The sequence below is a fragment of the Pseudaeromonas paramecii genome, from assembly GCF_039540575.1.
GTDB classification, from domain to species: Bacteria; Pseudomonadota; Gammaproteobacteria; order Enterobacterales; family Aeromonadaceae; genus Pseudaeromonas; species Pseudaeromonas paramecii.
This window is the reverse complement of sequence record NZ_BAABFC010000010.1, coordinates 103,392-126,411: the sequence shown is the minus strand read 5'-3', so window position 1 is coordinate 126,411 and position 23,020 is coordinate 103,392. Positions and strand designations below refer to the sequence as shown.

Sequence of the window (23,020 nt, the reverse complement as noted above, 5' to 3'; positions counted from 1 at the left end):
ATGACTCCAGTGAGTGGCTGTAAAAAAGGGGCACAGAGGCCCCTTACCTTATTCATTTTCCGCCTTGGGCAGCCTGGGGATCCAGGGCCTGAGACAGGGTGATGTAGATCTGGCTGATGACATTGCTGTTGACCAGCTTCTTGTCCTCATCCAGCAATGTGATGGCGGTCTTCTTCGGCTCCATCTCGCCCAACTGCACCCGGTACTTGCCGGAGTCCAGCTGGAAGGGGGTCAGGCCTTTCTTCTTCCATTCATCGGCCGAGGGGTCGTTGTATTTGACCTCGATGAGCCCCAGGGCCTGCTGGGTATTCTGTACGGTAAAGCCCAATTGGGGCAGTACCTGCAGCACCCGCTTCCAGGTGGTATCGAAGTTGGACTGGGCAATCCAGGCCGGCTGACCGTTGCCATCAAAGCCCAGGCGCAGCCCCAGCCCTTGCTGTGCAACCTGCTGCTGACGTGCCTTGAGCTGTTTGTCTACGTACAAGGAGACCTGGTTCAGGGCGCGCACGCAGTAACGGCGGCGCTCCAGATCCGTCAGCGGCGTGGTATCCCGGTCGCCATCCACATAGGCCTCGTGGGCGATCAGCTGAACATTCAGCCCGGCACGGTGCCGGCTGGCATCGTTGACTATGGTGAAGCGGTAGCGCTGACGCAGTTGAAACTCTTCATCAGCATCCGGGTCCCACGCCGTGATCATGGAGTTGCTGGTGATCCAGTCAGACTCCAGCACGCGATTTTGCAGATCCAAATTGGCCACCGCCACGCCGCGGCTAGCCAGGAAGTTGAACAGCATGGACCAAATTTCGGACTCAATCTTCTGATCCGCGGCCCGGGCCGTATACCACATGGTCACGTCCTGCTTGCCGGTTTCGGCGCGGCTACCCGGGACTATATTGAGCAACTGAGCCGGCGGACGCACATCCACCTCCGGCCCCACGGCGCCAGCGGTCGCCTCGGCCTTGAGGGGTGGTATGACGTAATCGTTGGCGAAGGCCGGGGCTGTGAGATTCTGGGGAACCTTGAAGGGGGCCGGTGACAGCTTGACGTCCCGGTAATCAAAATCACGGTTGGCCTGTTTGCGCTCAGCCATGGAGCCACAGCCGGCCAGCATTCCTGCCCCGACCATGCCTAGCAGCAGCCGGGTCGGCCACCCTTTGGTTTTATTATCAAGCACGCGTGAGTAACTCCGCTTGGGTCAGCGCCATCTCCAGTTGGCCATGCCATGACGCACTTAACGGCGTCAGGGGCAGGCGCAGGCCGGAGTCGGCAATCAATCCCAGTCGGGCACAGGCCCATTTCACCGGGATCGGATTGGATTCAACAAACAGGGCTTGATGCACGGGCATCAGCACCTGATTCAACGCCAAGGCCTGCTCGGCTTCGCCAGCCAGTGCCAGCTGGCATAGCCTGGCCATCTGGGCGGCAGCCACGTTGGCAGTGACCGAGATGACGCCATGCCCCCCCTGGAGCATGAAGTCACAGGCAGAGGCATCGTCACCACTGAGCAGGGAAAAACCGGTGCCACAGGCGGCCTTGAGCCGGGGCAGTCGTTGCAAGTCCCCGGTGGCTTCCTTGATGCCACAGATACCGTACTGGTGCGACAGGCGCGCCACCGTATCGGGCTGGAGATCACAGCCGGTACGCCCGGGCACATTATATAGAATTTGCGCCAGACCACTAGCCTCGCCAATAGTGGCGAAGTGGCGATAGAGCCCTTCCTGGGTCGGCTTGTTGTAATAAGGGGTGACCGACAGACCCTGGGTCACCCCCAGAGCCTTGAGTCGCCGGCACAGGGCGATGGCCCGCCGGGTGTCGTTGCCGCCGCAACCGGCGATCACCGGCACCCGCCCATCGGCCGCCTCCAGCACAGTCTCCACCACCGCCAGATGCTCCTGCTCATCCAGGGTGGGCGACTCTCCTGTGGTGCCCACGGCCACCAGGCCGTGGCTGCCACTGGCCACATGGTATTCCACCAGTTGGCGCAAGGCGGGAAAATCGATCTCCCCATGCAAATTCATGGGGGTAATGATGGCGACCAGACTACCGCTTAACATCGGAAGCACTCCAAAAATTCAGGGCGCTATGGTACGGCTGGCCCCCGCCAAATACAAGGCGTGCGCTGTCATCCCTCCCCCCCTGTGCTACCATCCCAGGCAAGCTAGTCCGGCAGACAAGAAGAGGCGGATCTCACACCATGCCCCACCATCTCGTCGTCACCGCCATGGGGCGGGATCGCCCCGCCGTCGCCCATGCGCTCATCGCCTTCATCAGCCAGTGCGGCTGCAATATCGTCGACAGTCAGCTGGCCATCCTCGGTCAGGAATTTACCCTGAGCCTGCTGCTGTCCGGCGACTGGAATGCCCTGGCGCGTCTGGAGTCCAGCCTGCCCGATGAGGCGCACAAGCTGGAGCTCATCACCCTCAGCAAGCGCACTCAGCAGGCCGCACCGGCACCGGATCGCCCCAGCGCCACCGCCGTGCTGCTGGTGCCGGATAGGCCAGGCCTCATCAGTCAGCTGACCGATTTCATCCGCCAGCAGGGCTGGGATATCCAGGCGCTGCAAAGCGTCACCCTGAGCGAGCAGCAATTGCTGCGGGCCGGGGTGGTGATCCGCCTACCCGCCCAGTCCGATCTGATCCAGGCTGCTCACGCGTTCAAGGCCTTCGCCCAGAGCCTGGGCGCATTGCAGGCCCATTTCACCCCTACCCCTAACCAGGAGGAAAGTCCATGCCAATCCTGAGTGCCGGCATCCCGGCCCCCGACTTCACACTGCCGGATCAAAATGGCAATCAAGTACAGCTGAGTGCCCTGCGGGGTCGCAAGGTGCTGATCTACTTCTACCCCAAGGCCATGACCCCGGGCTGTACCACCCAGGCCTGCAGCCTGCGGGACGTGCAGGCCGAGCTGGCGGCCCACCATCTGGTGGTGCTTGGGATCAGCCCGGACTCACCGGCCCGTCTGAAGAAATTCGAAGCCCGGGATGAGCTCAACTTCACCCTCCTGGGTGACGAGGATCATCAGGTGGCGGACGCCTACGGTGTCTGGGGGCCCAAGAAATTCATGGGCAAGGAGTTTGATGGCATTCACCGCATCAGCTTCCTGGTGGACGAAACCGGCAACCTCATCAAGGTGTTCGACAAATTCAAGACCAGCGATCACCATCAGGTGGTGCTGGATTACCTCGCCAGTCTGGCCGGTTAGCCAAAAAAACAAAGGCGCCTAAGGCGCCTTTGCTGTTTCTACAGACGGCTGGCTTACCAACCCGTCACGTCGGCCAACGCCTGGCCGATGTCCGCCAGGGAACGGACCGTCTTGACCCCGGCTTCCTCCAGCGCGGCATACTTCTCCGCCGCCGTGCCCTTGCCGCCGGCGATGATGGCGCCGGCATGGCCCATCCGTTTGCCGGACGGGGCCGTCACCCCGGCGATGTAGGAGACCACCGGCTTGGTCACGTTCGCCTTGATGTAGGCAGCGGCCTCCTCTTCGGCGGTGCCGCCGATTTCACCGATCATCACGATGGCCTCGGTCTTGGGATCGTCCTGGAACAACTTGAGGATATCGATGAAGTTGGAACCCGGGATGGGATCGCCGCCGATGCCGACGCAGGTGGACTGGCCGAAGCCGGCGTCCGTGGTCTGCTTCACCGCCTCATAGGTGAGGGTACCGGAGCGGGAGACGATGCCCACCTTGCCCGGCAGGTGAATGTGCCCCGGCATGATGCCGATCTTGCACTCGCCCGGGGTGATCACACCAGGGCAATTGGGGCCAATCATGCGCACGCCGGTTTCTTCCAGCTTGCACTTGACCTGCAGCATGTCGAGGGTGGGAATGCCTTCGGTGATGCAGACGATGAGCTCAATGCCGGCGTCGATGGCTTCCAGAATGGCATCCTTACAAAACGGAGCCGGCACATAGATGACGGTGGCAGTGGCGCCCGTGGTCTCCACCGCCTCGCGGACGGTATTGAACACCGGCAGCCCCAGGTGGGTGGAGCCGCCCTTACCCGGTGATACCCCCCCTACCATCTGGGTGCCATAGGCGATGGCCTGCTCGGAGTGGAAGGTGCCCTGGGCACCGGTGAAGCCCTGGCAAATTACCTTGGTCTGTTTGTCGATCAGAATGCTCATGCCTGGCTCTCCGCTGCCTTGACTACCTGAACTGCCGCGTCCGTCAGACTGGTGGCGGCGATGATGTTGAGACTGCTGGCGGCCAGCCGCTCCCGGCCCAGTTCGGCATTGTTGCCCTCCAGACGCACCACCACGGGCACCTTGACGCCCACCTCGGACACGGCGCCAATCACCCCTTCGGCGATGAGATCACAGCGCACTATGCCGCCGAAGATGTTCACCAGCACCGCCTTGACCTTGTCATCCGACAGTATGATCTTGAAGGCTTCGGTGACCCGCTCCTTGGTGGCACCGCCCCCCACATCCAAGAAGTTGGCCGGCTCACCGCCATGCAGCTTGATGATGTCCATGGTGCCCATGGCCAGACCCGCGCCGTTGACCATGCAGCCGATGTTGCCATCCAGCGCCACATAGTTCAGCTCCCACTGGGCGGCGTGCGCCTCCCGGGCATCTTCCTGACTCATGTCCTGCAGATCCCGCAGCTTGGGCTGGCGAAACAGGGCGTTGGAGTCGATGTTGATCTTGCCATCCAGGCACAAGAGCTTGCCGTCGCCAGTGATGACCAGCGGGTTGATCTCCAGCAGCGACAGGTCGTAATCCACGAACATCTTGCCCAGGCCGGTGAAGATCTTGGTGAACTGCTTGATCTGCTCGCCATTGAGACCCAGCTTGAAACCCAGCTCCCTGGCCTGATAGGCCTGGGGTCCGGTCAAGGGATCCAGCACCGCCTTGTGGATCAGCTCCGGCGTCTCATGGGCGACCTTCTCGATCTCCATGCCCCCCTCGGTGGAGGCCATGAACACCACCCGGCGAGTGCTGCGATCCACCACGGCGCCCAGGTACAGCTCCTTGGCGATGGGCGAGCAGGCCTCCAGCAACAGCTTGTTGACCGGCTGACCCTGGGCGTCGGTCTGATAGGTCACCAGCTGTTTGCCCAGCCACTGCTCGGCAAAGGCACGGATCTCGTCCTTGCTGCTGACGACCTTGACGCCACCGGCCTTGCCGCGACCGCCGGCATGGACCTGACATTTGATGACCCATTTCTCCCCGCCCAGACTGGAGGCAGCTTCGACAGCTTCTTGGGGGGTACTACAGGCGACACCCGGTGGGATGGGCAATCCGTATTCGGCAAACAGTTGTTTTGCCTGATATTCATGCAGATTCATGACACTCTATCCATGTTGTGTTGCCGCCCCGGGAACGGGGCGGCGGCTAAATTCAGATGTCCAGCAGCAGGCGAGCCGGATCTTCGAGAAATTCCTTGATGGTCACCAGAAAACCCACCGATTCCCGACCATCGATCAGTCTGTGGTCATAGGAAACGGCCAGATACATCATGGGCAGTATCACCACCTGCCCGTCCACCGCCATGGGACGATCCTGGATCTTGTGCATGCCCAGAATGGCACTCTGAGGAGGATTGATGATGGGTGTGGACATCAATGAGCCGAAGACGCCACCGTTGGTGATGGTGAAATTGCCGCCGTTGAGATCATCGAGCGTCAACTTACCATCTCGCGCCTTGTCCGCCAATGCCTTGATGGCCTTCTCGATTTCCGCCAGGCTCAGTTGATCGCAATCCCGCAGCACAGGGGTCACCAACCCCCGCTCGGTGGAGACGGCGATGCTGATGTCGAAGTAGTTGTGGTAGACGATATCATCCCCGTCCAGGCTGGCATTGACCTCAGGATAGCGCTTGAGGGCCTCGGTGACCGCCTTGACGAAGAAGGACATGAAGCCCAGCTTGATGCCGTGGCGCTTCTCGAATCTGTCCTGATACTGTTTGCGCAGGGCCATGATGGGCTGCATGTTCACCTCGTTGAAGGTGGTGAGCATGGCGGTGGCATTCTTGGCCTCCAGCAGGCGTTCGGCAATCCGCTTGCGCAACCGGGTCATGGGCACCCGTCGCTCGTCCCGCACGCCGCCGGCCACCGGGGGCGCCGGCATCTCAGGCTCATCTGGTGCCAGCGGGGCTGACGTCGGCTCCGGCTGCCCCTCCAGGTGATGCTGAATATCCTCGCGGGTGATGCGGCCGCCCGGTCCTGTGCCCTGAATCCCATCGGCACTGACCCCCTCCTCGGCCAGCAGCCGGCGTACCGACGGCGTCAGCACATCCGACTTATCATGCAGCGCCTCTTCCTGTGGCGCTGCGGCATGGGGCGTCAGCTTGCCGGCTTGCGGCAAGGGGGTTAGCCGGCCAAGCAGCGCCTTGGCATGGACGGTGGCACCACGCTCTACCAGTATCTCGGCCACCACGCCATCTTCCGGGGCCGGCACCTCCAGCACTATCTTGTCGGTCTCGATATCCACCAGCAGCTCACCGGCCTTGATGGTCTCGCCCACCGCCTTGTGCCAATCTCCGACGGTGGCATCCGCGACGGATTCGGGTAAGTCAGGCACCTTGATCTCTACAGTCATCATCTTGTCCTTTATTCCATCATTCGAGGGTCAAGGCGTCTTCCACCAACGCCTTTTGCTGCTTCATGTGCAAGGAGATATAGCCCACCGCCGGGGAGGCCGAGGCCGGGCGCCCCACATAGCGCAGCCTGGCGCCACTGGGGATGGCTTCCCAGAAGTGGTGCTGGCTGCAATACCAGGCGCCCTGGTTTTGCGGCTCCTCCTGGCACCAGACGAAGTCGCGCACCTGCTGATACTCCTTGAGCACCTCTGCCAGCTCGGCATGAGGAAAGGGGTACAGCTGCTCGATGCGGATGAGCGCCACCTGTTTCTGCTCGGCCTTGCGTCTGGCTTCCAGCAGGTCGTAATAGACCTTGCCGGAGCAGAGCACGACGCGGCGCACCTGGGCCGGGTCCAGCGTCTCCTGCTCGCCGATCACATTCTGGAAACGGCCGTTGGCCAGTTCATCCAGGGTGGAGATCGCCTGCGGGTGACGCAGCAAGGACTTGGGGGTAAACACTATCAGTGGCCGCCGCATGGGCCGTATCATCTGCCGCCGCAGCATGTGGTAGACCTGCGCCGGGGTGGTGGGCATGCAGATCTGCATGTTGTGCTGGGCGCACAGCTGCAGATAGCGTTCGGGCCGGGCCGAGGAGTGTTCGGGCCCCTGCCCCTCGTAGCCGTGGGGCAGGAACAGGGTCAGGCCGCACAGCCGCCCCCACTTCTGCTCGCCGGAGGAGACAAACTGATCGATGACCACCTGGGCGCCGTTGGCAAAATCCCCGAACTGGGCTTCCCAGATGGTGAGGCCGGCCGGCGCGGCGGTGGCATAGCCGTACTCGAACGCCAACACGGCTTCCTCGGAGAGCACCGAATCGTACACCTCAAAGGGAGCCTGCTTGTCATCCACATGCCTCAGCGGGATGTAGAGGCTGGCATCGTCCTGGTTGTGCAGCACGGCGTGCCGGTGAAAGAAGGTGCCGCGTCCCGAGTCCTGCCCGGTGAGCCGCACCCGGAAGCCTTGCTTAACCAGGGTGGCATAGGCCAGGGTCTCGGCAAAGCCCCAGTCCACCGGACGCTCACCCCGACTCATGGCCAGGCGGTCATCGTAAATCTTGCCCACCTGCCGCTGCAGCGGAAAGTTGGCGGGATACCGGGTCAAGGACTCCCCCAACTGCTGCAAGGCTTCCAGCGGGTAACTGGAGTCGTACTGGATGTCCCAGTCATGGCCCAGAAACGGCGTCCAGTTCATCTGGTACTGCTGGGACATGGGTTGCCATTCCTTGACCACACAGGCGCCCTTTTCCAAGGCATCCCGGTAGGCCTGCACCATCTGCTCTGGCTCGTCTTCGCTCAGCAGCCCTCGAGCCACCAGCCGTTCGCCATAGCGTTGGCGGGCGGTGGGATGCACCTTGATCTTCTGGTACATGATGGGCTGGGTGGCGGTAGGCTCGTCCGCCTCGTTGTGGCCATTGCGCCGATAGCAGACCAGGTCGATGAACACATCCCGATGGAAGGTATTGCGAAAGTCCAGCGCCAAGCGGGTCACCCGTATCACCGCCTCGGGATCATCGCCATTGACGTGGAAGATGGGTGCCTGAACCATCTTGGCCACATCGGTGCAGTAGGCGCTGGAGCGGGTGTCCTTGGGATTGGAAGTGGTAAAACCTATCTGATTGTTGATGACGATGCGCACCGCTCCGCCCACGCCAAAGGCACGGGTCTGGGACATGTTGAGGCTTTCGGCCACCACCCCTTGCCCTGCGATGGCCGAATCACCGTGAATGGTGATGGGCAGCACCAACTTGCCGCTCTTGTCCCCCAATCTATCCATCCGCGCCCGCACCGAGCCGATGACCACCGGATTGACGATCTCCAGATGCGAGGGGTTGAAGGCCAGCGCCAGATGCACATTGCCGCCAGCGGTGGCAAAGTCAGCAGAAAAGCCCTGGTGATACTTCACATCCCCGGTGCCCCAGGACTCGCCGTGCTTGCCGGCAAACTCGTCAAACAGCTCCTGGGACTTCTTGCCCAACACGTTGATCAGCATGTTAAGGCGACCGCGGTGGGCCATGCCGATCACCACCTCCTTGCAGCCCTCTTCACCGGCGTGACGGATCAGCTCCTTGACCATGGGGATCAGCATGTCACCGCCTTCCAAAGAGAAGCGCTTGGCACCGGGGAACTTGGCCCCCAGGAAACGCTCCAGCCCTTCGGCGCCAGTCAAATCATCCAGGATCTGCCGCTGGCACTGGGCAGAGAGTTCAATCTGCCCTTCGGTCGGCTCCAGACGCTGCTGGATCCAACGCTTCTCCTCCAGGGAAGTCATGTGCATGTATTCGGCACCGATGGAGCCGCAATAGGTGCGTTGCAACGAGGTCAACAGTTGACGCAGTGGCACCTCCTGCGGACAGCCCAGATAGGTGCCCACATGGAATGTGCAATCCAGATCCGCCTCGGTGAGCTGGTAGTAACTCAGCCCCAGCTCCGGACGAGGGGTCTGCTGCCACAGCCCGAGGGGGTCCAGATCGGCCAATTCATGGCCGGCGACGCGGTAAGAGTTGATGAGTTGCAACACCTGGATCTGGCGCGCATCGGTTTTGACTTCCATGGTGGCACGACGGGCATGCCCCGCCAGGGCCAGTTGGCGGAATCGCTCCTTGATCGGCGAGTGAGGCTCTTCGGGACGAGTCGGCGCAGGCAGGTCAGCAAAATAGTCTCGCCAACACGCCTCCACGGCGTCGGGATCCTGGAGGTAGGTTTCGTAAAGCTGCTCGAGGTAGCTGGCATTGGCGCCGGCCAGTGGGGTGGAATCCAACCAATCTTTCAGGACGCTGTCATGCATGATGATGCCTTATGGTTCATACTGCCCTGCCACTTTATCGCAAGCCGGCCTGCCGGCCCCGAAAAAGCATCAAAAGGGTGATCAACCCAAGCCTACGAATGCCAGAGGGAAGCGGATCTTGCGCGATTGACATCCGGGGATCAATAGGCCGTCACCCTGGTTCAGGAGCCGCTGCCTGCGAATGCCCGTTTGCCCGTCATGGCAAATCCAGGCTCCGCAGTGATGCATTCCAACTCAACCAGGGATAACCGCCATAATTGGCCGATTATTGTGAGCCAGTCGAAATTTTGAATGGAAATCAGCGGACTATCTAACCTGGCTAGCAGTATATGCAGCAGGGGATCCCCATTACAAACCCATAACATTCCAAATACATCAATTATTCAATCAAGATCTCAGTCTGTGAGCCACCCGGCAGCTTGATCCCGGGGTTAAATTGACAAGCTAGGTGCCAACCGCTGAAATAGTCAGACATTTGGCCGCGCTCCGACCCCGGTTGGCTCCCCAACCAGCAAGAGCGAAGCGGACACGACCAATTATTGAGCAAAGGAGACTTGCCATGGCTGATAAGATAGCCACCCTGCACATCCCAGGCCAAGAGCCCATTGAGTTGCCCATTCTGTCCGGTACTCTTGGACACGAGGTCATCGACGTGCGAGCGTTAGGCGCTCACGGCTACTTCACCTACGACCCGGGTTTTCTTTCCACTGCCTCCTGTGAGTCGAAAATTACCTTCATCGATGGCGATGCCGGCATACTGCTGCATCGCGGCTATCCCATCGACGAGCTGGCGCAGAACGCCAACTACCTGCAAGTCTGTTATCTGCTGCTGACGGGTGATCTGCCCAATCAGGAACAGTATGATGCCTTCCGCAAGCGGGTAACCCGTCACACCATGGTGCACGAACAGATCACCTCCCTGTTCCGCGCCTTCCGCCGCGACTCCCACCCCATGGCGGTGATGTGCGGGGTGGCCGGGGCCCTGTCAGCCTTCTACCACGACTCTTTGGACATCAACGACCCGCGCCATCGGGAAATCGCCGCCTATCGGCTCATCTCCAAGATGCCCACCCTGGCGGCCATGTCGTACAAGTACTCCATCGGTCAGCCGTTCATCTACCCGCGCAACGACCTGAGCTATGCCGGCAACTTCCTGCACATGATGTTTGCCATCCCCTGTGAGGAGTACAAGGTGAACCCAGTGGTGGAGAAGGCCATGGATCGCATCTTTATCCTGCACGCCGACCACGAGCAGAATGCCTCCACCTCCAGCGTGCGCTTGGCCGGTTCCTCCGGCGCCAACCCCTTCGCCTGTATCGCGGCCGGTATCGCCTCCTTGTGGGGCCCGGCCCACGGTGGCGCCAACGAAGCCTGCCTGAAGATGCTTGAGGAGATCGGCTCGGTGGAGCGCATACCCCATTACGTGGCCCGCGCCAAAGACAAGGATGACCCCTTCCGTCTGATGGGCTTTGGTCACCGGGTCTACAAGAATTACGACCCCAGAGCCACCGTCATGCGCAACACCTGTCACCAGGTGCTGCAGGAGCTGGACATCAAGGATCCGCTGCTGGAAGTGGCCATGGAGCTGGAGCGCATCGCGCTTTCCGACCCTTACTTTGTGGACAAGAAGCTCTATCCCAACGTGGACTTCTACTCCGGCATCATCCTCAAGGCCATCGGCATCCCCACCTCCATGTTCACCGTGATCTTCGCCCTGGCGCGGACCATCGGCTGGATTACCCACTGGCTGGAGATGCAGGCCGATCCGGCCAGCCGCATCGGTCGCCCCCGCCAGCTGTACATGGGCACGCCAACCCGCACCGTGCTGCCGCTGGAGCAACGTAAGTAACCCAGCCAGGCCCCTGCCCGGCTAAGTCAGAAGCCGCTCAAGCCACAAGGCTGAGCGGCTTTTTTATGCGTCTGCTCAGGCGCCACACTACTCCGCTGTGGTTCCCGACAGCACAAAAACGTGAAGGCGCCATGGGCGCCTTCATTTCGCTGGTCTTTTCGACCTGTAGAGCGGGGGACGATTCAGCTGCCCTGGGCCATCAGCTGGCGCTGCTGCCAGTCCTGCCAGACACACACCAGCTTGATGCCAATCAACAGGGCCGCCACAAACCAAAACACACTCGCCTGTCCTGTCACCAACATGGCCACCGCCGGGCCGGGGCAGACCCCCACTAGTCCCCAACCTATGCCGAACAGACCCGCCCCCAGCAGCAAGCTGGGTTCCAGCTGTTGCTTGGTACTCAGGTGAAAGGCCGAACCGTCCAGGCTCTGGCGACGGGGCTTCACCCACCAGAAATAGCCCGGCATGAAGACTGCCAGGGCCGAGCCCATCACCAAGGCCAGGCTGGGATCCCATTGGCCACTGATATCCAAAAAGCCCTGGACCTTGGCCGGGTCCAACATACCGGAGAGAGCCAGCCCCAGACCAAACAGGCTGCCGCACAACAAAGCAATCCAACGCATGACGGTGATCCTCACAGCAGATGACGCAGAACGAAGACGGTGATGAAACCCGTGGCCATGAAGGTCAGGGTGGCGGCGATGGAGCGACGGGAGAGCCGCCCCATGCCACAGATGCCGTGGCCGCTGGTGCAGCCATTGCCCAGCTTGGCCCCCATGCCCACCAGCAAACCCGCCAGCAGCAGCACAGGGGTGGGTGCCGTCAGACTGGGCACAGTCACCCAGCCCAGGGTGAAGGCCAGCGCAGCGCCCACCATCAGACCGGCAATAAACAGCGCCCGCCACAACCAATCACCCGCCTTGGGGCCGAGGAATCCGGCCAGGATGCCGCTGATGCCGGCGATACGGCCGGAGACTAGCAGCAGCACCAGGGCAGAAAAGCCCAGCAGGCTCCCCCCCAGCACCGCCGTCCAGGGTGTAAAATTCACTATGGTCATGATGTTCTCAAGCCTCTTGGTAGGGGGCTGCCACCATGCTGGTGGACACACCCGCCAGGGTTATATGAAATCTGATTGGTCCATTTTATGTTTTTAATCTAAATTAGCAATATCTAATTAATGAGGAGCAAGCTCATGACGGTAGACAATGGTGTGCGGGTGGTGGCCGGCTGCATGGTGCTGCTGTCCGTGGTGTTGACCTGGTGGGTGCATCCAGCCTTTGTCTGGCTGACGGTGTTTGTCGGGCTCAATCTGATCCAGAGTGCCTTTAGCGGCTTCTGCCCGGCGGCCATGATCCTCAGGCGCCTGGGGTGTCATGACTGACTTGGCAACGCCTAGACAGAGAGATTGAACAGCAGGTTCAGCAACTCGTTCTGGTTGCCACAACGGGTTTTGTGCAGCAAGGATTTGAGCTGGCTGCGCAGGGTTTCTTTGCTGACGCCGCGCAACCTCGCCACCTCGGGGCCTGTGAGTCCACGGGACAGCAACATCAAGACCTCCTGCTCCATGGGAGAGAGACCATAGAGCAGCGCCACATGATCCGTTTGCCGAGTTTGTTCCCAGTGAGGCTCCAGCAGGCGCACGACAAAGCCGCCCGGCGGGCCAGACAGGGGTTGCCAGACAAACAGGCAGGGTTCCTGCTGCCCTCGGCGCAACACCAACTCCCCCCCCTCTCCTCTTGCCAGACAGGTTAGCCACTGGCCATGCAGCGCCCCCGGCAGGATCAGTCGCTCGCCATACAGACCCACCTCCGCCAGGGGCAGACGCTGGCGCAAGGCGGCATTGGCAAACAGCAGACGACCACCGCCATCCACCAGCCCCCTGGGGCCGATTTCGTGATCCAGCAGGGCGGTCAGCTGCGCTTGTTGTTGCGCCTGTCGTGCCAACTGCTGATAGAAGAGTACCCAGCCCTGCAGACGGTCGGTGACACGCTGCAACAGCAAGCGCTCGTGCTCGCTAAACGGGGCATGACCATAATGACGGTGCAGGGTGATCACCAGATCCTGCCCCTGGCTCACAGGGGCCAGCACACACAAGGCGTAACGCGTCTTGAAATAGGGCACCAGGCAGTCGCGAAACACGGGGTTGTCTATCCGTTCAAACGGCAACAGGCGATCGGCGATCACCGCCTCCCCGACCAGGTCACGGGCCAGATAGGTGTTCAGCAAGACATCGTCCTGCATATGCTGAAAATAGAAGTCCAGATCCCCCTGGCTATAACTGCGGGTCCAGATCTGTGATTGTGCCGGGGATGCCCTCTGGGTCAGCACCACGGTGGAAAGATCGGCATTGAACAACTGCCGCAGCTTGTCAAAGGAGTGCTCCAGTGCCCTGGTCTGGCTACCCAGTTGATAATGCTCCTGCAGCCAGCGATCCATCTGCCTCGTCGCCCCAGCCATGGGCCACCCTTACAAGAATTAACAATCTTTGTTGTATCAAAGCCTTGCAGGCAGTGCGCGCTCGGCACTGTTTTTTTTGCGGTGGCGCAAATAAAAAAAGGCGGCCGAAGCCGCCATAGGGAAGGAGTTGAAAAGCCTGTCCAGCATAGGCCAGCCGAGCCCGGACGCCCACCGTCAGCTCTGACAGGGGGCTATTCACGCTCCTTGACGTATGCCGTGCCCAGCGCCTTGGGCGCAATGGCCTTGCCGATGAAGCCGGCCAGCAAAAACACGGTCAACAGATAGGGTAAGGACTCAATGAGCTGCACCGGAATGGCGAAACCCCACAATTCCAGCCCCTGCAGACGAATGGCGGCGGCATCCAGGAAGCCGAACAGCACGCAGGCCCCCAGGGCCGTCCAGGGACGCCACTTGCCAAATACCAACGCGGCCAGCGCCATGTAGCCCTTACCGGCGCTCATGTTGGGGATGAACTGGGCCGTCTGGGCCACCGACAGGTAGGTGCCCCCCAAGCCGGCCAGCACACCGCAGATGATCAGCGCCCGATAGCGCAGCCACACCACGGAAATGCCGGCAGTATCCACCGCCGCCGGGGCCTCCCCCACCGCCCGCAGCCGCAGGCCGAAGCGGGTACGGAACAGCACCCACCAGGCCAGCGGCACGGCGGCCAGCGCCAGGTATTCCAGCAGGGAGTGACCGCTCATCAGCTCGGAGTAGAGATCGCCCACCAGGGGCACATCCCGCAGGGCATGTTCATAGGGGAAGGCAATGGGGGCAAAGCGGGCATCGCCGGACAGCGCCGGGGTCTGACCGCCCTGCTGAAACCAGTGGCGACCCAGGGTCACGGTCAGACCGGCCGCCAGCACATTGATGGCCATGCCGCTGACCACCTGATCCCCCTTGTGGGTGATGGTGGCAAAGCCGTGCAACAGCGCAAACAGCACGGCGACACCCACCCCGGCCAACAAGCCAAGCCAGGCCGAACCGGTGACGGCCGCCACGGCGGCACTGGCAAAAGCCGCGGCCAGCAGCTTGCCCTCCAGGGCGATGTTCACCACCCCGGCCCGTTCGCTGAACAGGCCCGCCAAGGCGGCAAAGATGAGCGGCGTGGAGGTGCGGATGGTGGCATCCAGCAGCAAAATGATGGTCTCGTACATCAGTTGGCCTCCTTACGGGTCAGCCGCAGATAGACAGACTCCAGCCGTGGCCGGAACAGGTGTTCCAGGGCACCACAGAACAGGATCACGAGGCCCTGCAGTACCACCACGATATTGCGGTCGATACCGTACTCGAAGCTCAGCTCCGCCCCCCCCTGATAGAGGAAGCCGAACAGCACGCTGGCCAGGATGACGCCGATGGGATGGTTGCGCCCCATCAGGGCCACGGCGATGCCGGTGAAGCCGAAGCCTTCGACAAAGTTGAGCTTGATCTGGTGCAGCTCACCCTGCAGTACGTTGAGGGCGAAGAAGCCCGCCAGCATGCCCGACAGCAGCATGGTGGAGATCACCACCTTGGGATAGGGAATGCCGGCATAGGCGGCGGCCGACAGGTTGGCCCCCACGGATCTCAGCTCGTAACCCCAACGGGTATGCCAGACAAACAGCCAGAACAGCAGGCAGCAGATCAGCGCCCAGAACAGGCTGATGTTGAGGGGGCTGGCCGCCACCTGCACCCCCAGGTAACCCAGCAGCTCGTGGATCTTGGGCAGCCAGGCCGCCTCGGCGAAGATCCGGCTCTCGGTGGCCATGGTGCCTTCGGGCTTCAACACATTCACCAGCAGGTAGGCCATCAAGGCCGAGGCGATGAAGTTGAACATGATGGTGGTGATGACGATGTGGCTGCCCCGTTTGGCCTGCAGGTAAGCCGGCACATAGGCCCAGGCCGCACCGAACAGGCCGCTGACCAGCACGCCTAACGGCAACAAGGCCCAAAACGGCAATAGCTCCCCCAACCAGAGGCAGACGAGGCCGAGCCCCAGACCGCCAATATAGGCCTGGCCCTCGCCGCCGATGTTGAACAGGCCGGCGTGAAAGGCCAGTGAGACGGCGAGTCCGGTGAAGATGAAGCCGGTGGCATAGTAGAGGGTGAAGCCCAGCCCTTCGGCATTGGTAAAGGCCCCCTCCCACATCACCTGGGCCGCCTCCAGCGGGTTGATGTCGATGTAGACAAACAGCAGGGCGGACACCGCAAAGGCCATCAGAATGTTGATCGCCGGCACCAACCCCACCGTCAGCCAGGCGGGAATACGTTGTTGACTCATGCTTGACTCTCCTGCCCGGTCCCTTGCAGATGCTCGGGCATGATATTGGCCATCATCAGGCCCAGGGTTCGTTCATCGGCCTCCCGGGCGGCCACCTCACCGACGATGGCTCCATCCACCATCACCAGGATGCGATCCGCCAGGGCCAAGATCTCTTCGAGCTCCACCGACACCAGCAGCACCGCCTTGCCCTTGTCGCGCATGGCCACCACCTGCTGGTGAATGTATTCGATGGCACCGATATCCACGCCGCGGGTCGGCTGACCGATGAGCAGCACATCCGGGTTCTGTTCCACCTCCCGGGCAATCACCAGCTTCTGCTGGTTGCCGCCGGAGAAGTTGGCGGTCTTGGCCTTGGGCAGCGGCGGGCGCACGTCCCACTTGCCCATCTTGGCCTGACAGTCGGCCAGGATGGCCGCCTTGTCCTGCAGCAGCCCCTGGTTGTAGGCCGGCAGCTGGTGATAACCGAGGATGAAGGCCTCCTGAGCCTCAAAGCGGTTGATGAGGCCCATCTTGTGCCTGTCTTCCGGCACATGGCCCAGGCCGTAATGCCGCACCTGGCGTGGATCGGCGGGCGCCTCGGCACTCACCCTGTGGGCGCCGATCTGGAACTGTCCCTCGGAGGGGGCCAGTATGCCACCCAGCAGGCTGAGCAGTTCGGATTGGCCATTGCCGGATACCCCGGCGATGCCCACCACTTCCCCGGCGCGCACCTGGAAGCTGACCGACTTGACCCGCCGGACCCCGGCACCATCCTGATAGCCAAGCCCCTGTACCTGCAGCAGGGGCGCGCCCGGATTGGCCTCGGCCTTGTCCACCTTGAGGCGCACCTTGCGGCCCACCATCAACTCCGCCAGCTGCTCCTTGTCGGTGTCGCAGGTGGCCACATGGGCCACCATCTCGCCACGGCGCATGACGGATACCCGATCCGTGATGGCCAGGATCTCCCGCAGCTTGTGGGTGATGAGAATGACGGTGGTGCCCTGCTCCTTGAGCTTGCCCAGGATGGCAAACAGGTGATCCGCTTCCTGGGGCGTCAATACCCCTGTGGGTTCATCCAGGATCAGGATGCGGGCGCCGCGATACAGGGCCTTCAGGATCTCCACCCGCTGTTGCAGCCCCACCGGCAGATCCTCAATCTTGGCATCCAGCGGCACCTCAAGCCCGTAATCCCGTGCCAGGCTCTCCAGCGCCTGACGGGCGCGGCTCAGGCTCACCCCCATGGACCAGTGGCCCTCGGCCCCCAGCACCACGTTTTCCAGCACGGTGAAGTTGTTCACCAGCATGAAGTGCTGGTGCACCATGCCGATGCCGGCGGCGATGGCCGCCTGGGAGTTATGCGGGGCGAAGGGCTGGCCGAACACCCGCATCTGGCCGGCATCGGCCTGGTAGAAGCCATAAATGATACTCATCAGGGTGGACTTGCCGGCGCCGTTTTCACCGACGATGCCGTGTATGCTGCCCTGACGAACCTGCAGATCGATATGCCGGTTGGCATGGACTTCGCCGAAGCGCTTGTCGATCCCCTGCAACTCGATGGCGTAAGCGTCAACTTGCTCCACGATGATTTTCCTAACAGTCAAAGAAGGGCGATGCAATCACCTAAGCGGCCCAAACACAAAACGGCCAACCCACCTTGCGGCGGGCTGACCTCATAGTGTGTCGGTTGAACCGGTCAGGCGACCGTCAAACTCAGCTTAGTAGTGGCAGCTGTTGTCGGACATGTAATCGTGGATCTGGATCTTGCCGGCGATGATGTCGGCCTTGATGGCATCGACCTTGGCCTTCATCTCGTCGGTGATCAGCGCCTGGTTGTATTGATCCAGCGCCCAATCCACACCGCCCTCGGCCAGCCCCATCACCTGGATGCCGGGCTTCCAGCTGCCCTTGGCCGCATCATCCCAGGTCTTGTAGGCGGCAGGACCCACGCCCTTGACCATGGAGGTCAGCATGGTACCCGGCTGCAGGTAGTTCTGGTTGGAGTCAACCCCGATGGCCAGCTTACCTTCGTCCTTGGCGGCCTGATAAACACCGATACCGGTGCCGCCGGCGGCGGCATAGACGACGTCCACACCGGCAGAGAACTGGGACTTGGCCAGCTCGGCCCCCTTGGCCGGATCGGCGAAGGCGGCCGGCGTGGAGCCGGTCATGTTTTGCAGCACCTCAATCTTGGGATTGATGTACTTGGCGCCTTGCTCGTAACCACACTCAAACTTGCGGATCAGCGGGATGTCCATGCCGCCTACGAAACCCACCTTGCCGGATTGGGATTTCAATGCAGCCAGCGCCCCCACCAGGAAGGAGCCTTCATGCTCCTTGAACACGATGGACTGAACGTTGGGCTTATCCACTACCATGTCGATGATGGTGAACTGGCTATCGGGGAACTCACCGGCCACCTTCTCCACTGCAGAGGCGAAGTTGAAACCTACCGCCACGATAGGACCGTAGCCACGGCTGGCCAGACGGCGCAGACCCTGTTCACGCTGAGCCTCGTTTTGCGGCTCGAATTCCTTGACGGTAACACCCTTATCCTTGTTGTAGACCTCCACACCGGTGCGGAACACGGCTTCGTTGAAGGACTTGTCGAACTTGCCGGCGGAGTCGTAGACCACAGCCGGGCCAGCGGAGGCGGCCTGCACCGAGAGTGCGGCCAGCGTAAAGGAGGCCACAGTGGCCATCTTGAACAGTGTCTTCACATTGATACCCTTTTATCGTTGTCTATCGTTATTGATTCCGTAGCCGCACCCGGTTCCGGGCACTAGCCGGCTAATGGTCGGAAAACTGGCCCGACCGGTCAAGCGTTTTACAACGGCAGGAAAAGGATTGGGCAAGCGTTTTTATGGTCATTGGCGTCACTTAACCCCCGTCGGCTCCCTGCCGGATACGACAAATCCCTGCCAATTGTCGGCAACCCCACAAGCCAACGATGAGGGGGCAAAAATAAATCACTTTAAAATCATGATGATACCTTTAATTGTCGGTTCGGCACCCATTCTGCATCCCTTGAGGAAAATCCGTTATTTGCAAGGAGAGGCACCATGGCCAAAGTAGGCATCTTTTTTGGAAGTGATACCGGCAAAACCCGCAAGGTCGCCAAGCTGATTCATGAGGCCTTTGGCAGCGATGCCGTGGCCGCCCCGGTCAACATCAACAAGGCGAGCATTCAGGACCTGCTTGAGTACGACGCCCTGATCCTGGGCACCCCGACCCTGGGGGACGGCCAACTGCCGGGTCTGGATTGCGAATGCCAGGCCGAGTCCTGGGCCGAGTTCGTCCCGGACCTCGAATGTGCCGACCTGTCCGGCAAGACGGTGGCCCTGTTTGGTCTGGGGGACCAACAAGGCTATCCGGATGCCTTCGTGGATGCCCTGGGCGAGCTGTTTGACATCGTCAGCGACGCCGGCGCCAGCGTGGTGGGCAGTTGGCCCAGCAGCGGCTATGAATTCAACAGCTCCAACGCCCTGGATGGGGATGACTTCGTCGGCTTGGTGCTGGATCAGGACAATCAGCCCGAGCTGACCGCCGAGCGGGTCGCCACCTGGGTTGCCGCCATCAAGCCACAATTGCTTTGATGGTAAAACCGAATAAAAAGACGCCAATTGGCGTCTTTTTATTGCCTTTATCACAGCCATTTGGAGCCACGCCAGTTAGAATGGCAGCGCCATATGAACGCGGTATGGTGGGATTAAAACTCGACATCTAAGGACAAATAATGAAAAAGACCATTCTGACCCTCTGCCTGGCCCTGAGCCTGGCCGCACCGGCCCTCAGCGTCCAAGCCGCCAGTCAGGCGGAAATCGATCAAGCCATCAAGGTGCTGCAACAAAGCAGCAGTCAGGGGCTGGTAGATCGTTATTCTCTGGCCGATCTGGAGCGCATCATCAAGGCCGAAGGGTACAGCTCCGTCACCACCAAGGGCGACAACAAGGTGGTGTTCAAGTCTGACGGCCACATCTTCAGCCTGTTTCTCTACAAGGACGGCGATCTGCAAATCTATTTCGGCGCCCAGGGCGTCAAGGTCACCACTGACGACATCAACAAGTGGAACAAGGAACATCGCCTGTCCCGTGCCTACCTGGATGATGACGGGGATCTGGCGCTGGAGGCGGACATGTTCGCCAACGGTGGCCTGAACGAGAAGATGGTCAAGGCCCTGGTCTCCATCTTCGTCAACACCTCGGTACCCGCCTTCATCGAATTCGCCAAGGAACACGACAAGAGCTAGTCGGCTGGTCGTTATCCAATAAAAAAGACCGGCACAATGCCGGTCTTTTTTTCAATGCCGTTCAGACCGCCTCACTGGCCGAGACGACCTCGGCCTGGGCCAGCCGCTTGAGCCACTGGCGCTGGCGCTGGGCCCGGGCCTGCTTGAGGTGAGCCTCAATGATCCTGGGCAAGGCCTCCTCCTGGCTCAGATCGCTGGCCGGCAGGATTTCCAGGCATTGCAGCAGATGCAGCCCCATGGGACTGTGCACCACGCCACTCACCTCACCGCTGGGCAGGGCGTAGAGGGTCCGCTCCAGTTCCGGATAGAGATCCCCCGGCTTGACCACGCCGATGAGTCCCTCATGCAGGGCGGTGGGGCATTCTGAGTGCTTCATGGCCAGGGCGCCAAAGCTCTCCGGACACGCCACTATCTGGGCCCGCAGCGCCTGGATCTTGGGCATCACCTCGGCCTTGCTGCAGCCGGGCTGAGCATCATCCAGCACCAGCAAGAGGTGACGCACCTTGCGCCGCTCCGGCTGGGCAAAGCGCTGGGGATGCTGCTGGTAGTACGCCAGCGCCTGCTCCGGGCTCAGGGGCGAGACCTCGTCGGCCACCTGCTCCAACACTCGCTCCACCAGCAGCTCCCGGGTCAGGGCCAGGCGCAGGGAGGCCTCATCCAGTCCCACCTGCTGCATGGCCTGCTGCCAGGCCTGGGTGTCCTGATACTGCTGGCGCACGCTGTCCAGGGCACAGACCAGGTCCACCTCCGGCAGATCCATTCCCTGGCCACGGGCATAGGCCAGCACCCGCTCCTCCAGGGCCCACTGCCGCTCCAGGCGGGGTGTCAAGCTGGCCAATTGGGTTTCGTCCAGAGCCCAACTGGGTTCGCCAAATTCCGCCAGTGCCAATTTCAGGCGGGAATAGGCCTGCCAGCTCATGCCACCACCTCGAAGGGATCCAGCAGGGCACTCTCCGGCACCAGCAGCAGCCGGTCGTGAAACAGCACCTCGTAGGAGAGCGGCGTCAGCTCACGACGCACCGCCATCACCCGCCCCTCACTGCCGCTGGCCACCAGCACCTTGCCATTGCTCATCAGGGTCTTGCCGCTGAGCACAGGCTCGCCAAACTCGAAGCGACTCTCCACCCAGGGTTCCTCGCCCCCGATCAGCTCCTGCTCCCGACAGCCGACTGTGATCCCCGCCTCGACGAAGAACACCTGATAGATGATCTGATCCTGCAGCATGACGCCGATATCCCGCACACACCCCAGGCTGCCCCGGCGGATCAGCAGATCGCCGCGGCTACGGCCGGGAAAGGTGCCGTCGTCGTGCACGGCGCGGACCACCCGCACCTCATCACCGTAATCGTACAGGGGTCTCATAGGCTTACCTCCGTCAAGGCGCTGAAGGGCACGAAGCTGGGGGCCAGCCGCTGGTAGACCTGCAGGGTGGAGTGGGTCTTGGCTTCCTGATGGTGGAAGTTGCGATAGCTCTCCTCCAGCAGGGTGCGGGCCAGAAGGTGGCGATCCGACTCGCAGTGACACTGCAGGGCATCGCTGCGCCGCAGCTTCTGGTTGAACTGGTGCATGATGTGCAGGCGGTTGATGCGCACCTGCTCCGGGTCATAGCTCACGTTGAAGAAGTCGAGAAAATCTTCTGCCGACTCCAGCTCGTCCACGCCCGGCAGGCTGGTAAACCAATCCATGTTGACTCCTTATCGCCTTAGGCGCTCAGTTCCATCGACAGACCAAACAGCTGTCGATGCAGATGACGTAATTCGGTTTCCGTAGGGTTGCGCTTGCTGCCTTCGGCAAACTGGCGGATGGCCGCCAGCAGCAAGGGCGTCTGTTCGCCGGTGAGGGCCAGCCCCAGCTGGGCGAAGATGGTGCGCACCGCGTGCTGGCCGGAATGCTTGCCCAGCACCAGCGTGTGATGGCGCCCCAACCAGGCCGGGTCCACCCCCTGGTAGTTGCGGGCATCCTTGAGCAGGCCGTCCACGTGCAGGCCGGACTCATGGGTGAAGACCCACTCCCCCACCAGGGCCTTCTGCCCCGGGATGGCCCGTCCCGCCGCCCGAGCCACCAGTTGACACAGGGGGCTGAAGGCTTCACTGGCCACCCCGCAGTCGATCCCCTGGCACTGCCTGAGGGCCATCACCACCTCTTCAAGCGGCGCATTGCCGGCCCGCTCCCCCAACCCCAGCACAGTGGTGTTGATGTGGCTGGCGCCGGCGCGTACCGCCGCCAATGAGTTGGCGGTGGCCAGCCCCAGATCATCGTGGGCATGGATCTCCAGCTGCCCCGGCCATTGCTGGCGCAGGGCACTGAGCCGTTCGAAGGTGGTGAAGGGATCCAGGATCCCCAGGGTGTCGGCGTAACGCAGCCGCTCGGCGCCCCCCTGCTGGGCCACCCGGATCACCCCGGCCAACAGGCCAGGATCGGCGCGGGAGGCATCCTCGCAACCGATGCAGACCCGCAGCCCGGCCAGCCGGGCCTGCGCCAGCCGGCTGGCCAGCTCCGCCAGCAAGGCCTCGGCGCTCACCCCCAGCTTGTGATGGAGCATCTGGGCCGACACCGGCACAGAGATGTCCACCCACTCCACCCCCAGCCCGGCGGCGAGGCGAACCTCCTCCCGGCTCAGGCGGCACCAGACCATCAGCTGGGCACGGCTCACCACCCGGCGCAAGGCGGCGATGCGATCGCACTCCTCCTCGCCCATGGCGGGAATGCCCACCTCCAGCTCGGGTACGCCGGCCGCCTCCAGCGCCAGGGCGATGGCCAGCTTCTCGTCCCGGGAAAATGCCACCCCGGCACTTTGTTCCCCATCTCGCAATGTGGTGTCGTTGATCACGACCTTGCTCGCTTGGACCATGGCTGC

The 23,020-nt window shown here is 61.8% G+C and carries 23 protein-coding genes; 6 read left to right on the top strand and 17 right to left on the bottom strand.

Translation table 11 applies throughout. The annotated features are described in order from the left end of the window. Window positions 1-52 precede the first annotated feature (52 nt). Both bamC and dapA read right to left on the bottom strand, forming a co-directional pair. Window positions 53-1,174: an NlpB/DapX family lipoprotein gene (gene bamC, locus ABD847_RS07830; RefSeq protein WP_345011697.1), complete on the bottom strand. Its 1,122-nt coding sequence runs from the start codon at window positions 1,172-1,174 to the stop codon at window positions 53-55. Then, on the bottom strand, window positions 1,167-2,054 hold the full coding sequence (gene dapA, locus ABD847_RS07825) for a 4-hydroxy-tetrahydrodipicolinate synthase (protein WP_345011695.1): 888 nt from the start codon (window positions 2,052-2,054) through the stop codon (window positions 1,167-1,169). Before dapA ends, bamC begins: the two co-directional genes overlap by 8 nt. 140 nt (window positions 2,055-2,194) lie before the next feature. Between dapA and ABD847_RS07820 the strand changes: the two genes are divergently transcribed. Next, a complete protein-coding gene (locus ABD847_RS07820; protein ID WP_345011693.1) occupies window positions 2,195-2,740 on the top strand; it encodes a glycine cleavage system transcriptional repressor in 546 nt (181 codons plus the stop codon). Further along, entirely contained in the window at window positions 2,728-3,201 is a 474-nt protein-coding gene (bcp, locus tag ABD847_RS07815; RefSeq protein WP_345011691.1) for a thioredoxin-dependent thiol peroxidase, read from the top strand. Before ABD847_RS07820 ends, bcp begins: the two co-directional genes overlap by 13 nt. Before the next feature lie 53 nt (window positions 3,202-3,254). Here bcp and sucD read toward each other — a convergent pair whose 3' ends face one another. Genes sucD through ABD847_RS07795 form a run of 4 tightly spaced genes read right to left on the bottom strand, consistent with a single transcriptional unit; the run spans window position 3,255 to window position 9,369 of the window. Then, complete coding sequence (gene sucD / locus ABD847_RS07810; RefSeq protein ID WP_345011689.1) at window positions 3,255-4,127, bottom strand: succinate--CoA ligase subunit alpha; 873 nt, start codon at window positions 4,125-4,127, stop codon at window positions 3,255-3,257. Next, on the bottom strand, window positions 4,124-5,293 hold the full coding sequence (sucC, locus tag ABD847_RS07805) for an ADP-forming succinate--CoA ligase subunit beta (protein WP_345011687.1): 1,170 nt from the start codon (window positions 5,291-5,293) through the stop codon (window positions 4,124-4,126). The genes sucD and sucC overlap by 4 nt, the downstream gene beginning before the upstream one ends. Before the next feature lie 52 nt (window positions 5,294-5,345). After that, window positions 5,346-6,545: a 2-oxoglutarate dehydrogenase complex dihydrolipoyllysine-residue succinyltransferase gene (odhB, locus tag ABD847_RS07800; protein ID WP_345011684.1), complete on the bottom strand. Its 1,200-nt coding sequence runs from the start codon at window positions 6,543-6,545 to the stop codon at window positions 5,346-5,348. A 19-nt stretch (window positions 6,546-6,564) separates the two neighbouring features. Beyond that, window positions 6,565-9,369 carry a 2-oxoglutarate dehydrogenase E1 component gene (locus tag ABD847_RS07795; protein WP_345011682.1) on the bottom strand — a complete coding sequence of 935 codons (2,805 nt, stop codon included), beginning with the start codon at window positions 9,367-9,369 and terminating at the stop codon, window positions 6,565-6,567. Window positions 9,370-9,928: 559 nt separating this feature from the next. Here ABD847_RS07795 and gltA point away from each other — a divergent pair. Beyond that, window positions 9,929-11,218, top strand: a complete 1,290-nt coding sequence (gltA, locus tag ABD847_RS07790) for a citrate synthase (protein WP_345011680.1) — start codon at window positions 9,929-9,931, stop codon at window positions 11,216-11,218. Window positions 11,219-11,400: 182 nt separating this feature from the next. Here gltA and ABD847_RS07785 read toward each other — a convergent pair whose 3' ends face one another. Together ABD847_RS07785 and ABD847_RS07780 are read right to left on the bottom strand one after the other, a co-directional pair. Beyond that, window positions 11,401-11,841 carry a DUF6691 family protein gene (locus ABD847_RS07785; protein WP_425568434.1) on the bottom strand — a complete coding sequence of 147 codons (441 nt, stop codon included), beginning with the start codon at window positions 11,839-11,841 and terminating at the stop codon, window positions 11,401-11,403. 11 nt (window positions 11,842-11,852) lie between these two features. Beyond that, on the bottom strand, window positions 11,853-12,326 hold the full coding sequence (locus ABD847_RS07780) for a YeeE/YedE family protein (RefSeq protein WP_345011678.1): 474 nt from the start codon (window positions 12,324-12,326) through the stop codon (window positions 11,853-11,855). An 84-nt stretch (window positions 12,327-12,410) separates the two neighbouring features. On the opposite strand from ABD847_RS07780, the gene ABD847_RS07775 reads away from it, so the two are divergent. After that, complete coding sequence (locus tag ABD847_RS07775; protein ID WP_345011676.1) at window positions 12,411-12,599, top strand: YgaP family membrane protein; 189 nt, start codon at window positions 12,411-12,413, stop codon at window positions 12,597-12,599. 11 nt (window positions 12,600-12,610) lie between these two features. Here ABD847_RS07775 and ABD847_RS07770 read toward each other — a convergent pair whose 3' ends face one another. The 5 genes from ABD847_RS07770 to ABD847_RS07750 all read right to left on the bottom strand — a co-directional run bounded on the left by ABD847_RS07770 (window position 12,611) and on the right by ABD847_RS07750 (window position 18,616). After that, window positions 12,611-13,654: a hypothetical protein gene (locus ABD847_RS07770; protein ID WP_345011674.1), complete on the bottom strand. Its 1,044-nt coding sequence runs from the start codon at window positions 13,652-13,654 to the stop codon at window positions 12,611-12,613. 212 nt (window positions 13,655-13,866) lie between these two features. Beyond that, a complete protein-coding gene (locus tag ABD847_RS07765) occupies window positions 13,867-14,832 on the bottom strand; it encodes an ABC transporter permease (RefSeq protein WP_345011672.1) in 966 nt (321 codons plus the stop codon). Further along, a complete protein-coding gene (locus tag ABD847_RS07760) occupies window positions 14,832-15,935 on the bottom strand; it encodes an ABC transporter permease (protein WP_345011670.1) in 1,104 nt (367 codons plus the stop codon). The genes ABD847_RS07765 and ABD847_RS07760 overlap by 1 nt, the downstream gene beginning before the upstream one ends. Next, the gene (locus ABD847_RS07755; protein WP_345011669.1) at window positions 15,932-17,497 is read right to left on the bottom strand and encodes an ABC transporter ATP-binding protein; all 1,566 of its coding nucleotides are present in this window, start codon (window positions 17,495-17,497) and stop codon (window positions 15,932-15,934) included. The genes ABD847_RS07760 and ABD847_RS07755 overlap by 4 nt, the downstream gene beginning before the upstream one ends. A gap of 135 nt (window positions 17,498-17,632) precedes the next feature. Then, window positions 17,633-18,616, bottom strand: coding sequence for a BMP family lipoprotein (locus tag ABD847_RS07750; protein WP_425568437.1), 984 nt, complete (start codon window positions 18,614-18,616; stop codon window positions 17,633-17,635). A 360-nt stretch (window positions 18,617-18,976) separates the two neighbouring features. Between ABD847_RS07750 and ABD847_RS07745 the strand changes: the two genes are divergently transcribed. After that, window positions 18,977-19,510, top strand: coding sequence for a flavodoxin (locus ABD847_RS07745; RefSeq protein WP_345011667.1), 534 nt, complete (start codon window positions 18,977-18,979; stop codon window positions 19,508-19,510). A 140-nt stretch (window positions 19,511-19,650) separates the two neighbouring features. Beyond that, complete coding sequence (locus ABD847_RS07740) at window positions 19,651-20,163, top strand: YbjN domain-containing protein (RefSeq protein ID WP_345011665.1); 513 nt, start codon at window positions 19,651-19,653, stop codon at window positions 20,161-20,163. A gap of 61 nt (window positions 20,164-20,224) precedes the next feature. Here the strand turns inward: ABD847_RS07740 and nifM are convergent, their stop codons facing one another. The 4 genes from nifM to nifV are packed head-to-tail and all read right to left on the bottom strand — an operon-like array spanning window position 20,225 to window position 23,014. Then, window positions 20,225-21,082, bottom strand: a complete 858-nt coding sequence (gene nifM / locus ABD847_RS07735; RefSeq protein ID WP_345011663.1) for a nitrogen fixation protein NifM — start codon at window positions 21,080-21,082, stop codon at window positions 20,225-20,227. Beyond that, complete coding sequence (locus ABD847_RS07730) at window positions 21,079-21,525, bottom strand: nitrogen fixation protein NifZ (protein ID WP_345011661.1); 447 nt, start codon at window positions 21,523-21,525, stop codon at window positions 21,079-21,081. The genes nifM and ABD847_RS07730 overlap by 4 nt, the downstream gene beginning before the upstream one ends. Continuing rightward, on the bottom strand, window positions 21,522-21,848 hold the full coding sequence (gene nifW / locus ABD847_RS07725) for a nitrogenase-stabilizing/protective protein NifW (RefSeq protein WP_345011659.1): 327 nt from the start codon (window positions 21,846-21,848) through the stop codon (window positions 21,522-21,524). The genes ABD847_RS07730 and nifW overlap by 4 nt, the downstream gene beginning before the upstream one ends. A gap of 17 nt (window positions 21,849-21,865) precedes the next feature. Continuing rightward, a complete protein-coding gene (gene nifV, locus ABD847_RS07720) occupies window positions 21,866-23,014 on the bottom strand; it encodes a homocitrate synthase (RefSeq protein ID WP_345011656.1) in 1,149 nt (382 codons plus the stop codon). Window positions 23,015-23,020 lie beyond the last annotated feature (6 nt).

What these genes read in the sequence shown, in the direction of transcription:
- nifM (WP_345011663.1), bottom strand. Translation starts at nt 21,082, where the DNA reads ATGAGCTGGCAGGCCTATTCCCGCCTGAAATTGGCACTGGCGGAATTT.
- odhB (WP_345011684.1), bottom strand. Translation starts at nt 6,545, where the DNA reads ATGACTGTAGAGATCAAGGTGCCTGACTTACCCGAATCCGTCGCGGAT.
- ABD847_RS07770 (WP_345011674.1), bottom strand. Translation starts at nt 13,654, where the DNA reads ATGGATCGCTGGCTGCAGGAGCATTATCAACTGGGTAGCCAGACCAGG.
- dapA (WP_345011695.1), bottom strand. Translation starts at nt 2,054, where the DNA reads ATGTTAAGCGGTAGTCTGGTCGCCATCATTACCCCCATGAATTTGCAT.
- bcp (WP_345011691.1), top strand. Translation starts at nt 2,728, where the DNA reads ATGCCAATCCTGAGTGCCGGCATCCCGGCCCCCGACTTCACACTGCCG.
- ABD847_RS07785 (WP_425568434.1), bottom strand. Translation starts at nt 11,841, where the DNA reads ATGCGTTGGATTGCTTTGTTGTGCGGCAGCCTGTTTGGTCTGGGGCTG.
- ABD847_RS07775 (WP_345011676.1), top strand. Translation starts at nt 12,411, where the DNA reads ATGACGGTAGACAATGGTGTGCGGGTGGTGGCCGGCTGCATGGTGCTG.
- gltA (WP_345011680.1), top strand. Translation starts at nt 9,929, where the DNA reads ATGGCTGATAAGATAGCCACCCTGCACATCCCAGGCCAAGAGCCCATT.
- ABD847_RS07795 (WP_345011682.1), bottom strand. Translation starts at nt 9,369, where the DNA reads ATGCATGACAGCGTCCTGAAAGATTGGTTGGATTCCACCCCACTGGCC.
- ABD847_RS07765 (WP_345011672.1), bottom strand. Translation starts at nt 14,832, where the DNA reads ATGTACGAGACCATCATTTTGCTGCTGGATGCCACCATCCGCACCTCC.
- ABD847_RS07745 (WP_345011667.1), top strand. Translation starts at nt 18,977, where the DNA reads ATGGCCAAAGTAGGCATCTTTTTTGGAAGTGATACCGGCAAAACCCGC.
- ABD847_RS07730 (WP_345011661.1), bottom strand. Translation starts at nt 21,525, where the DNA reads ATGAGACCCCTGTACGATTACGGTGATGAGGTGCGGGTGGTCCGCGCC.
- sucC (WP_345011687.1), bottom strand. Translation starts at nt 5,293, where the DNA reads ATGAATCTGCATGAATATCAGGCAAAACAACTGTTTGCCGAATACGGA.
- nifW (WP_345011659.1), bottom strand. Translation starts at nt 21,848, where the DNA reads ATGGATTGGTTTACCAGCCTGCCGGGCGTGGACGAGCTGGAGTCGGCA.
- sucD (WP_345011689.1), bottom strand. Translation starts at nt 4,127, where the DNA reads ATGAGCATTCTGATCGACAAACAGACCAAGGTAATTTGCCAGGGCTTC.
- ABD847_RS07740 (WP_345011665.1), top strand. Translation starts at nt 19,651, where the DNA reads ATGAAAAAGACCATTCTGACCCTCTGCCTGGCCCTGAGCCTGGCCGCA.
- nifV (WP_345011656.1), bottom strand. Translation starts at nt 23,014, where the DNA reads ATGGTCCAAGCGAGCAAGGTCGTGATCAACGACACCACATTGCGAGAT.
- ABD847_RS07760 (WP_345011670.1), bottom strand. Translation starts at nt 15,935, where the DNA reads ATGAGTCAACAACGTATTCCCGCCTGGCTGACGGTGGGGTTGGTGCCG.
- ABD847_RS07750 (WP_425568437.1), bottom strand. Translation starts at nt 18,616, where the DNA reads ATGGCCACTGTGGCCTCCTTTACGCTGGCCGCACTCTCGGTGCAGGCC.
- ABD847_RS07820 (WP_345011693.1), top strand. Translation starts at nt 2,195, where the DNA reads ATGCCCCACCATCTCGTCGTCACCGCCATGGGGCGGGATCGCCCCGCC.